Origin of the sequence: Providencia sp. PROV040, assembly GCF_032706145.1 — a bacterium.
Lineage (GTDB): Bacteria > Pseudomonadota > Gammaproteobacteria > Enterobacterales > Enterobacteriaceae > Providencia > Providencia hangzhouensis.
The window spans coordinates 2,432,708-2,445,375 of sequence record NZ_CP120530.1; the positions used below are offsets into that span (position 1 = coordinate 2,432,708).

A 12,668-nucleotide genomic window follows, 5' to 3' on the forward strand; every position below is an offset into this window, starting at 1 on the left:
TATGTACCTAAGGAGATAGTAATGGCAGCCACTCGCATTGAAAAAGACTCAATGGGACCAATTGAAGTACCTGCTGACCAATTGTGGGGCGCGCAAACGCAGCGTTCTTTAGAACATTTCCGTATATCTGTAGAAAAAATGCCTGTTGCGTTAATTCACGCACTCGCTATCACTAAAAAAGCCGCTGCTAGTGTTAATATGGATCTTGGATTATTAGCTAAAGAGCGCGGCGATGCAATCATTGCTGCTGCTGACGAAGTTTTAGCTGGTAAACATCCAACGGAATTTCCTCTAGCTATTTGGCAAACCGGTTCTGGTACGCAAAGTAACATGAACATGAACGAGGTTTTAGCTAACCGTGGTAGCGAAATTCTCGGTGGTCAACGTGGTAATGATCGTCTTATTCACCCTAATGATGATGTGAATAAAAGTCAAAGTTCAAATGATGTTTTCCCAACGGCAATGCACGTTGCTGCGGTCGTCGCAATCCGCGAACATCTTCTCCCTGAACTGAAAATTTTGCATCAAACATTAGATGCAAAAGCGAAAGAATTTAAAGATATTGTAAAAATCGGTCGTACTCACTTGCAAGATGCAACCCCGTTGACGCTAGGCCAAGAAATTTCAGGTTGGGCTGCAATGTTAGCGCATAATGAAAAACACATTGAAAATTCTGTTCCTCATGTGTGTGAATTAGCGCTAGGTGGTACAGCAGTAGGGACTGGTTTAAATACGCATCCTGAATATGCGGTACGTGTTGCGAAAAAAATCGCAGAATTAACTGGCCAACCATTTGTTACGGCACCTAATAAATTTGAAGCATTAGCAACTTGCGATAGCCTTGTACATGCACATGGTGCTTTAAAGGGCTTAGCTGCCTCTTTAATGAAAATTGCCAATGATGTTAGGTGGTTAGCATCTGGTCCTCGCTGCGGTATTGGTGAAATATCTATCCCAGAAAATGAGCCAGGCAGTTCAATCATGCCAGGTAAAGTAAACCCTACACAGTGTGAAGCACTGACTATGTTATGTGCACAAGTTATGGGGAATGATGTTGCTGTTAACATTGGTGGGGCATCCGGTAATTTTGAGCTGAATGTATTCCGCCCAATGCTAATTGATAATTTCTTACAGTCTGTTCGCTTATTAGCTGATGGTATGCGTAGCTTTAATGAGCATTGTGCGATTGGAATTGAACCAAATCGTGAGCGTATTGAAAAATTACTTCATGAATCGCTAATGTTAGTGACAGCTTTAAATACTCACATTGGGTACGATAAAGCCGCAGAAATTGCTAAAAAAGCGCATAAAGAAGGACTGACGCTGAAAGAATCCGCATTGAAATTAAACTATTTAACAGAAGAACAGTTCAATGATTGGGTTCGTCCAGAAGATATGGTTGGCAGCATGAAATCTTAAGCTAGCTTATTAAACTGGCTTTATATAACACCCATACTGTTTGACAGATGGGTGTTTTTTTAGCGTTCTATATACAAATTTAAACGTGGTATTAATAGTTCAACTGCTTTTGCTCTGGGCCGATTACGGATTGCAATGTTATTGGCATGGTAATCGGGAAGTTCACCGACTTTAATTTCTGCCACCGCTTTTTCAAGCGCAAAAACAAATAAAGGCGTTGCACAAGCAAACTGGGTTTGTTTCTGTTGTTCTTTATCCCACACACGAGCGATTGGCTGAACTTTGACTGGCCGTTGAGTTTTTAAAACCGCATTGTAAGGTAGGGAGTCAATTAAGCGAATTTCATTTTCCAATTGTAAGCGCCAGTGCTCTTTTGGTAAATGAAGAGGGCAGCGGCCACTTTCTAAGCTTGCTTGTAAGCGGTCTAGCATTGCTTCTTTTGTGACTTTATTGATAACTTTTTTATTCGCCCAGCCAAAATTAATCGTATCGACATCAATCAATGAAGAGAGGGTTCGGTAGGTATTCAATGTTAGTAGGCCATGTAAACTATCACGGATAAATTCGAATCGATGAGGTTCGTCAACTTGTGTGACAATGGCTTTTATATGCATTTTTAACTCATTGATCTTTAAAATTAATGAATTAAAGTTACGATAAGTTTGCAAATTAGTTTGTATACATATAACCCCCGGTAAACGGATAGCGGCTTTGTTGCTGACCTCGTCAGGTTTGTTTTGTAAAAACAATAAGTTAACTAACTTTACTGTTTCACGTATCGCATCATGACCAACTAATGTTTGTACTGAGATTTGTTCTATCTCATTATTCTCTTCACCTTTAATTACAGAAGGTAACTGGAAGACATGAGCTGTAAATGGAACTTGTTTTGATTGTTCCAATAACAACAGGCTAAATTGGTTTATTTGTGATTCCAATTCATTGAACGTATTAATTAAATCTTGTTTTTTCATAATTTAGTTACAACATTCAAATAGGTGATAAACAATAAATAAGATAAACTCTCGTGTTTATCTATAAGAAAATCAGAGTCAAAAAGGGCAAGTGAGGTATTTTAACACTTGCCCCTTTCTTATATAAGCTTTCCTTTGACGTTAATTTATTTCTGCATCAATAACTTGATAAAACGCATTTTGCGTATCATCTATCGTCCAAATGGCTAAAATGACATGGTAACCTTTTTGATTTTTTGGCAATACACACTTGTGCTCAACAGTCTCTTCTGGAAACTCTACGCGTTCAAATTTACAAAATGGCGTTAGTGTAAATTGATTACGAGATAGCAAGGCGTTTGGCTGCCAGTCTGGCTTAGTTATGAAATATTCCCATTTTGTCGTTTTATGTTTTGCCGTGATGCGCCATTTAAACCTAACATCAGGTGAATTTAAGATAACCCGTTGCCATCGATTCGCAGTTTGTATGTCTAAGGGAGAAAAAGCAGCAATACCGGCGCTAGCAATTTTTCCATCAACTGGGCCATATTGAGGAAAACCTTTTTGGCCTTCAATAGATTGCGGTTCATATTGCACAGCTCCGCAGTGGGTATTTACCCCTTGCTTGCAGTAATATGAACGACTTTCAGGGGATTCGACATAGCCATGGGACCAAACAAAAGAACTACAGCATAGAAGTAATGGGGCAATTAAAAATGGTTTTATAGAGAATGGTTTCATTGGGTTTCCTCGTAATTAATAGACTTTTTTATCATCTACTAATCACGAGAAGGTATGGTAGTTTAACCTTTATTAGTTCCTAATCTACTGGTTATAACAAATTGATTTCAAACGGTAAGCAATGACTATGCCGATAAATAATATTCCAGCAATAAATAGCGCAACGCCATTCCAGCCAAAGTGTTGCCAAAATAAGCCACCAACCGTACCTGCAATACTTGACCCAGCGTAATAACTAAATAAATACAGAGAAGACGCTTGTCCACGTGCTCGTTTAGCTCTGCGTCCCACCCAGCTACTCGCTACAGAGTGCGCTGCAAAAAAGCCCGTTGTTAGTATTGTCATTCCTAGCAGCACTAACCAAACATTTGAATATAGTGTGATTAAAATACCAACTAACATCATAGTAATAGACGCTATGAGCACTCGTCCAAGTCCATACTTGTGAATTAAACTTCCCGTTTTAGTCGCACTGTAAGTCCCTGTTAAATAAATAACGGATAACAAGCCAACAGTAGACTGAGAAAAAGAGTAAGGCGCTTCAAGTAAACGATATCCAATGTAGTTGTACATTGTGACAAAACCACCCATCAAAACAAAGCCTTCAATAAATAGAAAAGGTAAGCCTTTGTCTCTAAAGTGTAGATGCAAATTAACCCATAGATTCTTAGGTTTTAAAGAACTCGCACGGAAATGCTGAGAAGGAGGCAATAAGCGCCAAAAACCAATAGCCGCGATCAAAGCTAACGAACCTAAAATCACAACGGCAACACGCCATGAATAAAAATCAGCAATCACTCCCGTCACCAAACGGCCGCTCATTCCACCCAATGAATTACCACTAATATATAACCCCATAGATAACGCAACATAACTTGGATGGATCTCTTCACTCAAATAAGTCATAGCGACAGCAGCAACGCCACTTAGCGATAAACCGACTAATGCCCTCGCAATTAAGATCCCTTGCCAACTCTGCATGACTGAACTGAGCAGAGTAAATAGTGCAGCACAAGCCAATGCAATAACCATCACATTTTTGCGGCCTATTGCATCTGAAATTGGCCCGGTAATCAGTAAACCTAATGCCATCAAGCCAGTACTCAGTGATAATGATAAGCTTGCAGTTGCAGGGGAAATATTAAAATCCTCTGACAGCATAGGTAATATTGGCTGAACAAAATATAGCAAAGCGAATGTGGCAAAGCCCACCGTAAAAAAAGATAAGGTTACACGTAAGTACAGCGCATCATCTCTTTGTATATAATGTTTTTTGGGTGTGGTATTTCCCTGCAAGGGTGTTCTTATTCCTTCATTAGGCCGCTCAGATGTGAGGCTATTTTGTGAGTGTTCCATGTTTATTCCTTGTCATACCAACACGTTTGATTTCGATCAAAGAATAGAAACTTTCTAGTTTTTTGTCTAATATATTAATTATTAATAATAATACTTTAAACATATTAATGGGTATTAACCAAAAGATGAGTATAGAACTTAGACATCTTCGATACTTTATTGCTGTCGCTGAAGAGCTTCATTTTGGCAAGGCAGCTGAACGTCTGCATATTTCACAGCCCCCTTTAAGCCAGCAAATACAAATGCTTGAAGAGAAAGTTAATGCAAAATTGTTAGAAAGGAATAATCGAAACGTTGCGTTAACGCCTGCGGGGGCAATGTTCTTAAAAGAGGCATATCAAATTTTAGCTCAAGTCGATGCGGCTGCGACAAAAGCAGCTCGCATGGAAAAAGGCGAACTTGGGGAGTTATCTATTGGATTTACGTCAACTACGCCATTTATGCACAAAGTTACCATGAGTTTACGGCAGTATCGGGAAGCTTACCCTGAAGTTTCTATTCATATGCATCAGATGAATACCAAACAACAGATAGCGCCATTAATTACGGGGCGAATTGATATTGGTATTATGAGAAATACGGTGTTACCAGAACAATTGGATTACCAACTATTATTTAAAGAACCATTTATGGTTGCCGTCTATGAAGGCCATCCATTATTAGAATTTATTGATGTTGGTGTTGATATTCAACAACTTGCTGATTATCCATTCATTTTCTTTGAACGTGATGTTGGTACCGCACTATATGATGAAATAAATCAATTGTTAACATCTGCGGGAGTGGTACCTACCATTTCTCAAGAAGCGGGGGAAGCCATGACCATTTTAGGATTAGTTTCCGCGGGAATGGGAATTTCTGTGATTACAGAATCATTCACACGAATGAAAATTGATGGTGTAAAATACTTAAAACTCACTAATATTAATGCTTCATCTGAAGTTTGGTTAGTCTACAATACTCGTAGAACATTACCTGCCGTAGCCAAAAAATTAACAAATCTTTTGATGGCCAACATTGTTGGCAACCAAGAGTGAGCTAGTTCACATTTTCAATGTAAACGAAATCATTCATACACAGATTAAGGCATAATAACTCATTGCTTTATAAAGGAATTGAATTATTACCATGGTGAATCAAACTGGTCACATTGACCAAATCAAACAGTTAAATACGGGTATTGTATATCGTATCATTGATCAACATGGTCCAATTTCGCGTATTGCCTTGTCAAAACAGGCTCAGCTTGCGCCCGCCAGTATCACTAAAATTACACGTGAACTTATGGATGCTCACTTAATCAAAGAGTTAGAGTTTCCAGTGCTTGGTTTACGTGGGCGTCCAGCTGTAGGGCTGGTAATTGAAAGTGAAGGGTGGCAATTTCTAGCGATCCGTATTGAAGGCCAGAAACTGATTATTTCCTTGAAAGAAATTAACGCAGTTACCTTGGCTCAAACAGAATATCCATTCACACCGTTAGGCAATAGTGAATTCATGGATTCGCTTACTGAATTAATCAGTCAATTTTTTGCTAGCCATCAAAAAATATTAGAAAGAGTCACTGCAATTAGCATTCTTATTGATGGTATATTAGATCCTCATACAGGTGTTATTTATCAGCATCCATCTTTTAAAATCCACCAACTGGCCATAGCGGAATCTCTTACCAAGCAAACCGGTTTACCAGTTTATTTACACCCTCCTGTGGATGCTTTAGCGTTAATGGATCATTTCTCTCATCAAGAGAAAAGAAAAGAAAAAAATATTATTTACTTACAGCTACAAGATGTTGTTAATGTCATGGTGCTAAGCCATGGAACAACATTAGATACAAATACCCATCGGCCTATTTTGTTCGGCCATACCCAATGTGAACCCTATAACCATAACTTATGCTATTGTGGTAGTGATGGTTGCTTAGAAACCCAAACTTCTATTCCTGCAATATTACACCAAGCTGAAAGTTTGCTAATAAACTACCCTGATTCGCATTTACATCAGAAAAATATCTCAATTGATAACATTTGCTCTGGAGCAATATCAAACGATAGCCTTTGTGTTTATCTTATTAATCAGGTTGCTCAACGGTTGGCAAAACCATTAGGATTGATGGTGAATTTATTGGGGAGCGAGCTAATTTTGGTAAACTCCCCATTGAATCAAGATTCTGAGTTATTTTTAGAATGTTTACATAATCATATAAACAAACATACGATCCCTCTATATTCATCTAATTTAGTAATAGAAAAATCCATATTTACCGTTAAGGATAGTGAAACGTCATTAATACAGAGAGCGTTATATGATGGTTCTCTACTACTACAACTATTACAAGGCTAAAACAATTCGATAATATTTATACTATCGTACACAAAATTGAGCTAACGCAAACTTCTCACTTACCCATTCCAATAAACTGAATCCATATCATTTTTGCAGCTTATTGCTGTATAAGTCTGTCACTTCAGGATAGAAAAAGACCATGATCAATCTATTTGTTACCGGGACAGATACAGATGTCGGGAAGACAGTATCGACGCTTGCCATCCTGCAAGCACTAAATAGCCAAGGAATTAAAGCCGTGGGCTATAAACCTATTGCGGATCAATGCATTGATACCCCTGAAGGAATCAGAAATAAAGATGCGTTGCTAATCCACAGTGTTTCTCAAGACCTTGTTTCCTATGATGAAGTTAATCCTGTGCGTATCACAGATAATTACAGTCATGAAAATAGCATTGATTTTAATAAAATAAAGCATGGGTTAGACCATTTACACCATCAATGCGATATGGTTGTTATCGAAGGTAATGGGGGATGGCGTTATCTACTTGATGATAATACTTTTTATGCAGACTGGTTAAAAGATCAGCGGGTCGGTGTTATCTTAGTCGTCGGTATTCAACATGGCTGTGTTAATCATGCATTATTAACCGCTGATGCAATTCGAGCCGATGGGTTACCATTAATAGGTTGGATGGCAAACCGCATCAACCCAGGGTTGGCACACTACGCCCAAATAATTGACCGGTTGCAACATCATATTAAGGCTCCATTAATTGGAGAAATTCCATATTTATTGCGCCCTGAAGAAAAAGAGTTAGGGCATTACCTCAATACAGATAAACTGCAAGAACTTATCGCTATTCCTAACTAATAATAAGCAATAAAGAAAAAGGGCGCCATCATCAAATAGCGCCCTTGTTTCTATCTAAATTGTAACCTAGTGACGAGTATAAATGATTTTATAAGAATCATTTTGGCAGTGCCCGACAACTTGGCCTTTAGACGAGTCAACTTCATCATTAGGCACTGCAACCAAACTAAAGTTATCAGCAGGAACGCCATTATTGATAATCTTTTGTTTGATTTCCTCAATCACACTTTCACATGAAGCTTGGGCAAAAACTGGCACTAGCACCAGTGCAAATAAGGGTAATAACAATTTCTTTTTCATCTTCTCTCCTTGATCAACAGCTCCATAAGACAACCTATTATAAGGTTATGGATTATTAATTGGACGGCCATTACTTACATCAAGGCAACGTTTAGTGCTTGGTTCCCAGTAAGCATTTAGATTGAGGCTTTTTTCGCATTTATCTTTTGCATCAAAAGCCTGATCTACTTTATCAAACTCTTTTTCGGTACGAGTATTAACCTTTTTGCGCAACATACGGGTATCATCCCATTGTTCCTTTTCTTGACGCGCTTGCTCTTTATTAAGAGAGTCATCGCCTTTGCCCACAGAAACGCAAGTACTGCCTGCAGTGCATGATGTCGTGGATTGTGCCGCAGAAGACGATGTAGCCCAAAGTAAAGGGAGACATAAACAAATCGCAGTTAAGCCAGTTTTCAACATTTTGTGTGAACTCATGTAAATTCCTTACTAAACAGGACCGATAACCTGAGTATAGCTAAAAAAGTGTCAGTGCGTCTGTATAGAATAGTACTAAAAATTAAATCTGTTTATGTACTGTTAAACCTGCAAAAGTTTGGCAAACAGGCATCAATTCTAATGTATTTACATTCATATGTGCAGGTAATGTGGCAACCCAGTATACCGTTTCCGCGATATCTTCAGGGGTTAGAGCGTCAGCGCCTTGATAAGTACTAGCCGCTTTATCATCATCTCCTTTAAAGCGAATATTTGAAAATTCTGTTCCACCGACTAGGCCTGGCTCAATATCAGTCACTCGGATTTTTTTCCCCTGTAAATCAGCACGTAAACCAAGTGAAAACTGTTTAACAAAAGCCTTGGTTGCACCGTAAACATTGCCACCTTTGTAAGGCCAGCTCGCCGCCGTAGAGCCAATATTAATAATATGACCGTGATTGTTGGCAACCATGCCTTGCAATACTTCGTAGGTCATATTGACTAAACCTTTGGTATTCGTATTAATCATAACGTCCCAATCATCAGGATTGGCGTCAAATGCAGGTTCTAAACCTAATGCTAAACCTGCATTATTCACTAAAACATCGATTTTTTTGAGGTGTGCAGGTAAATTTGCAATCGCATTATGGATGGCTTTTCTATCTTGGATATCTAAAGTTAACGGATAAAATTTATCACCTAACTCTTTATGGAGGGCTTCTAAACGCTCTGTTCTACGTCCTGTACCAATAACAGTGTAATTATGTTTGATAAATCGACGGGCAATTGATTCACCAAAACCAGAAGAAGCACCCGTTACTAAAATAATCATTGAAAACCTCATAGTTGTTATTGTCGTGCTAACGTGATTTCATTTTAACGCTATCTATTGGGAACCACAAAAATTGTTACAACCCCAATATTTGTTTGTCTTTTGGGTAGCTCAAGGTATAGCTGAATGAGATTTGCTTTTCTTCATTAGGTTCTAAGGTGATATCCCATGTTATTTCACCGGTGCTTTTGTTGGTGACCGCATTTTTATCCTCTATTGCAGACACTTTTATATCGCTATCCTCACTCACTGGAATTTGGTCATAAACTGTTACTTCAACGGGTTTCGTATGCATATTCTTTACTTTAACCAAGTAACTTTCTGTTTGTTGGATTGTTGACCCCATAAAACTCGGTTTTTTCTTTATTTTTTCATTTGGTTCACGGGAAACCTGAATATTCTTATCGACCCCAAAAGGTACTACCAATGAGTCAACCAATTGATTAGCATTGACCATGAAATTGCCTATATAAGTATTTCCATAATATATATTAGCATTACCATTCAATAGGTTAAGTGATTGCCAATCTTCAATATTCGCTTGTAAGAACACTTCTTCAGTTAATTTTGGCGTGGCGGTATATTTATATTTAACATCAATATGTTGTTGTTTGATGGTGAGCGAATTCGGCTTGATCGTACTTTTTAGCGAGTAAGGCAGGGCGATTTGGTAATTTAAATTGATACCGTTATTAGACGTTGTAACAAAGTCTGCTATTCCTGAATTGATTGTCTTCTTTTTCTCACTAACATGACTTTCTTCATACATTGCTACTGGAGCTGCTGGCATTCTCATTCGAGCCTGACTCGCTATTTGAGCATTATTATCATAAACGGACAAACGCCAAGGTTGTAAGACAGAAGGCATGATATTTTTAGAGGGGTTAATCGTTGAAAGTGTTAAGTTAATTTTATCCCAATCAATGCCTGTATTTTGCACTATATCCGCTTTGTACGTTAAAACAATAGGGGATTGCGAATTTAAGCTACGGAGATCATAACTCGGAGACCAAGCAGCATCAGGTGTTAAATAAGAAACTTGCAACTCTGTGGTAACTGGCTTTTTCGCATCGATAGATAAGACAATTTGGCTTTGTTCGCCAATTGAAGAGGGCATATTTTCATCAATTTTTGCCTGCAATAACGCGGCTTTTTCTTGCAGTTCAACTAATTCCAACTGGTGTTCTTGTTGATCTTGTAAAATATTAGACATCTGCTGACGCATAAAATTTAATTTTTGGGCGGATTCTTCTAGTGCTTGCTCTGTATTTTCCCCAAAAAAGCGGTGATCTTTCAATAAGCTTAATTGTTCTTCACCTACTTTAATTGCAATATTCAATGTTTCTATTTGCTGACTTAATAGTTTTTTCTGTTCCAAAAGTTCAACAATAGCAATTGGATAATTAGCTTCAGTTGCTATTTTTTGAAGATTAACGGAGCGAATAACCACATCATCATGTTTAAGATTAATCGATAATGTACGCGGGTCAATATTATTCGCAATATTAGTGAGAACAACGGAACTCTCACCCTTATTAAGTGACAGTGTCACGGTGTTATCTAATTCGGCGCCACGTAAGAATACAGTTGCGTGGTTAAGTTCAACAGGTTGATTTAATAAGGTTTCTGCAAAAATATAATGAGAATTAAATAATGTAGCAACCAGCAGGCTACTTGCTAATCGAGCAGGTATCTTCATAGTTGAGCTCCAAGAACCAATTATTGGTATAAAATTGAAAATTGAGTTAAGTGGCATGGTATTGCATTTTAATATTTGTTGATAACAGATAAAGCTTAAAGTCGCTTTAAAAAATATAAGTTAAAAGAAAAAAACATTAATATGTTATATTATTTTGCCGAACCATTCTTTGAAAAGATATTAAATTTAATTTCTTCAGGGGATAACAAGCTGGTTTTAGATAATTTATACTTGGCTTTTAATGAGTTAATTAATAATGCTAGAACAGGTAAATAACATGCGTGATTTTCTTAGTGGTATTTTAGATTTGATTTTTTTAGAGTTATTTATTTGGGTAAACTTGTTTTTTTCAGCTACCATATCTGTATCGATCTATTTTTTCCTAAAAGATCTAGGGATTGAAAGTGAGGGGGGTACTTTAATTATTTTTCTGATTTTATTTATCGGGATGTTCATTCTGAAAAATATCATTTATAATAAGCTAAAATAAAGAAAAAGCTAATTTAAATAATAGGTTTTTATCTTTCAAAATTTCATGATGATAAAAACCTTATTACTATTAAAGGCTTTGTTCACAAATGCTATAACCTGATGTTCCTGCAGTTATATGATTATATGTAATATCCCTATATATAATTGAAAATGATTCTTCTGGTTGCATATCATTGCTATTGATTGAATGAGGTATTCTAACATTGCGATTGATAATGTAGGCTTCATTAATTTTAACAACTAAATACTTTTCTATGGTTCCATTTGTTGTCGTTTTATAAATACTCAATTCTAATTGAAGCTTTTCATTATTAGAGTTTGCCACTAAAAGCAGTGGGTTGATTTATCAATCATCTTAATAAAATCAACAGGATGGTGAGTCATATTTTGCATACGCGATGTTGATTCAGAATACTGAGTAATAAATATTTCATCTTGATGATTTAATTGAAATTTATTCCCTATAGAATCCTCAGTTCCACAGCCTCTTGAAATTAAACCTTGTCGTTCACCAGTTAGCTTTAAATAAATTATATTAGACATTTATTTCAATAACCTATGTTGTTTTATGTAGACAGAATAGTAGCATATTGGTTAATCTTAAATCAAATTTCTCAACTTTTATGTCGATAGATATGTGAGGCGACACGCCGATTTTTCAAAGGAAATTAAATACCAATTCGCCGATACAATGGGGGGACATATTAAGTGCCACGAAACCGCGCTTGCGCCACTGGTTGACAGGGTTTTAATTGTTCGATCTAATAGCAATTTAATAGTTTAATGGTCGAAGACGAAAGAATCTTTCAGCGATAATTTATAGGGAATGAATTAGGTGAAAACTGTTTGGATTAGTGAAAAATCATTTTTGGCAATGGCTAAGTTCATGAACGACTATAACGAAGCTAAAAAGAACCAACACGGAATTAACCAGCCAAAACGCTGTATTTCTTCGTTTCACACTTATGTCAAGGCTAAGTTAAAATGTCCGCCTTTCAGCAAAGTTGAAATATCCTTTTTCTTTCCCCACGTCGAAAAAAGAAAGGTTAACCCCATAGATAAATATAGTGCAGACATTTAGATTGAGCCTCTACAACTTAGGTTCGCATAATGCATATTATGTTAAATATGGTATAACGCTTAATAACGACCTAACATGGTTACCAAGTACACGCGCCCTTCAATCCCTATCGGCCCAAGTCTATATTTTAAGAACTGAATAACTTGCTAAGCAAACATACTATGCATCACTTTACTACTTTCTTCACAAACGTACCCTTGGCATCTAAAACCTTTCCATCT

The 12,668-nt window shown here is 37.1% G+C and carries 12 protein-coding genes and 1 pseudogene; 5 read left to right on the top strand and 8 right to left on the bottom strand.

Translation table 11 applies throughout. From position 1 onward, the window contains the following. The first annotated feature begins 21 nt into the window (after positions 1 to 21). Entirely contained in the window at positions 22 to 1,419 is a 1,398-nt protein-coding gene (gene fumC / locus P3L40_RS11140; RefSeq protein ID WP_036957725.1) for a class II fumarate hydratase, read from the top strand. 59 nt (positions 1,420 to 1,478) lie between these two features. On the opposite strand, the gene tus is transcribed toward fumC, so the two are convergent. From tus to P3L40_RS11155, 3 genes are all read right to left on the bottom strand, one after another. After that, positions 1,479 to 2,393 (bottom strand): DNA replication terminus site-binding protein, encoded by a 915-nt coding sequence (gene tus / locus P3L40_RS11145; protein WP_136135105.1) that lies wholly within the window; start codon positions 2,391 to 2,393, stop codon positions 1,479 to 1,481. Positions 2,394 to 2,534: 141 nt separating this feature from the next. Further along, positions 2,535 to 3,113 (bottom strand): lytic polysaccharide monooxygenase, encoded by a 579-nt coding sequence (locus P3L40_RS11150; protein ID WP_228677007.1) that lies wholly within the window; start codon positions 3,111 to 3,113, stop codon positions 2,535 to 2,537. A gap of 84 nt (positions 3,114 to 3,197) precedes the next feature. Beyond that, positions 3,198 to 4,469, bottom strand: coding sequence for an MFS transporter (locus P3L40_RS11155; RefSeq protein WP_004254299.1), 1,272 nt, complete (start codon positions 4,467 to 4,469; stop codon positions 3,198 to 3,200). 125 nt (positions 4,470 to 4,594) lie between these two features. Between P3L40_RS11155 and P3L40_RS11160 the strand changes: the two genes are divergently transcribed. The 3 genes from P3L40_RS11160 (at position 4,595) to bioD (ending at position 7,626) form a co-directional block, all read left to right on the top strand. Beyond that, entirely contained in the window at positions 4,595 to 5,506 is a 912-nt protein-coding gene (locus P3L40_RS11160; RefSeq protein ID WP_036957727.1) for a LysR family transcriptional regulator, read from the top strand. Positions 5,507 to 5,597: 91 nt separating this feature from the next. Further along, entirely contained in the window at positions 5,598 to 6,809 is a 1,212-nt protein-coding gene (locus P3L40_RS11165) for an ROK family protein (protein WP_136135107.1), read from the top strand. 142 nt (positions 6,810 to 6,951) lie between these two features. After that, positions 6,952 to 7,626 carry a dethiobiotin synthase gene (bioD, locus tag P3L40_RS11170; RefSeq protein ID WP_136135108.1) on the top strand — a complete coding sequence of 225 codons (675 nt, stop codon included), beginning with the start codon at positions 6,952 to 6,954 and terminating at the stop codon, positions 7,624 to 7,626. A gap of 66 nt (positions 7,627 to 7,692) precedes the next feature. On the opposite strand, the gene P3L40_RS11175 is transcribed toward bioD, so the two are convergent. The 5 genes and pseudogenes from P3L40_RS11175 to tssD all read right to left on the bottom strand — a co-directional run bounded on the left by P3L40_RS11175 (position 7,693) and on the right by tssD (position 11,909). After that, positions 7,693 to 7,926: a DUF1161 domain-containing protein gene (locus P3L40_RS11175; RefSeq protein ID WP_036957728.1), complete on the bottom strand. Its 234-nt coding sequence runs from the start codon at positions 7,924 to 7,926 to the stop codon at positions 7,693 to 7,695. 45 nt (positions 7,927 to 7,971) lie between these two features. Beyond that, positions 7,972 to 8,343, bottom strand: a complete 372-nt coding sequence (locus tag P3L40_RS11180) for a DUF1283 family protein (RefSeq protein WP_036957730.1) — start codon at positions 8,341 to 8,343, stop codon at positions 7,972 to 7,974. An 82-nt stretch (positions 8,344 to 8,425) separates the two neighbouring features. Further along, a complete protein-coding gene (gene ydfG, locus P3L40_RS11185; RefSeq protein WP_136135109.1) occupies positions 8,426 to 9,175 on the bottom strand; it encodes a bifunctional NADP-dependent 3-hydroxy acid dehydrogenase/3-hydroxypropionate dehydrogenase YdfG in 750 nt (249 codons plus the stop codon). A gap of 76 nt (positions 9,176 to 9,251) precedes the next feature. Continuing rightward, positions 9,252 to 10,874, bottom strand: a complete 1,623-nt coding sequence (locus tag P3L40_RS11190) for a DUF4139 domain-containing protein (protein ID WP_210852516.1) — start codon at positions 10,872 to 10,874, stop codon at positions 9,252 to 9,254. Positions 10,875 to 11,433: 559 nt separating this feature from the next. Next, a pseudogene (gene tssD, locus P3L40_RS11195) lies at positions 11,434 to 11,909 on the bottom strand (type VI secretion system tube protein TssD). Positions 11,910 to 12,201: 292 nt separating this feature from the next. On the opposite strand from tssD, the gene P3L40_RS11200 reads away from it, so the two are divergent. Then, positions 12,202 to 12,447, top strand: a complete 246-nt coding sequence (locus P3L40_RS11200) for a hypothetical protein (RefSeq protein ID WP_096863750.1) — start codon at positions 12,202 to 12,204, stop codon at positions 12,445 to 12,447. The last annotated feature ends 221 nt before the right edge of the window (positions 12,448 to 12,668 follow it).

What these genes read in the sequence shown, in the direction of transcription:
- fumC (WP_036957725.1), top strand. Translation starts at nt 22, where the DNA reads ATGGCAGCCACTCGCATTGAAAAAGACTCAATGGGACCAATTGAAGTA.
- tus (WP_136135105.1), bottom strand. Translation starts at nt 2,393, where the DNA reads ATGAAAAAACAAGATTTAATTAATACGTTCAATGAATTGGAATCACAA.
- P3L40_RS11150 (WP_228677007.1), bottom strand. Translation starts at nt 3,113, where the DNA reads ATGAAACCATTCTCTATAAAACCATTTTTAATTGCCCCATTACTTCTA.
- P3L40_RS11155 (WP_004254299.1), bottom strand. Translation starts at nt 4,469, where the DNA reads ATGGAACACTCACAAAATAGCCTCACATCTGAGCGGCCTAATGAAGGA.
- P3L40_RS11160 (WP_036957727.1), top strand. Translation starts at nt 4,595, where the DNA reads ATGAGTATAGAACTTAGACATCTTCGATACTTTATTGCTGTCGCTGAA.
- P3L40_RS11165 (WP_136135107.1), top strand. Translation starts at nt 5,598, where the DNA reads ATGGTGAATCAAACTGGTCACATTGACCAAATCAAACAGTTAAATACG.
- bioD (WP_136135108.1), top strand. Translation starts at nt 6,952, where the DNA reads ATGATCAATCTATTTGTTACCGGGACAGATACAGATGTCGGGAAGACA.
- P3L40_RS11175 (WP_036957728.1), bottom strand. Translation starts at nt 7,926, where the DNA reads ATGAAAAAGAAATTGTTATTACCCTTATTTGCACTGGTGCTAGTGCCA.
- P3L40_RS11180 (WP_036957730.1), bottom strand. Translation starts at nt 8,343, where the DNA reads ATGAGTTCACACAAAATGTTGAAAACTGGCTTAACTGCGATTTGTTTA.
- ydfG (WP_136135109.1), bottom strand. Translation starts at nt 9,175, where the DNA reads ATGATTATTTTAGTAACGGGTGCTTCTTCTGGTTTTGGTGAATCAATT.
- P3L40_RS11190 (WP_210852516.1), bottom strand. Translation starts at nt 10,874, where the DNA reads ATGAAGATACCTGCTCGATTAGCAAGTAGCCTGCTGGTTGCTACATTA.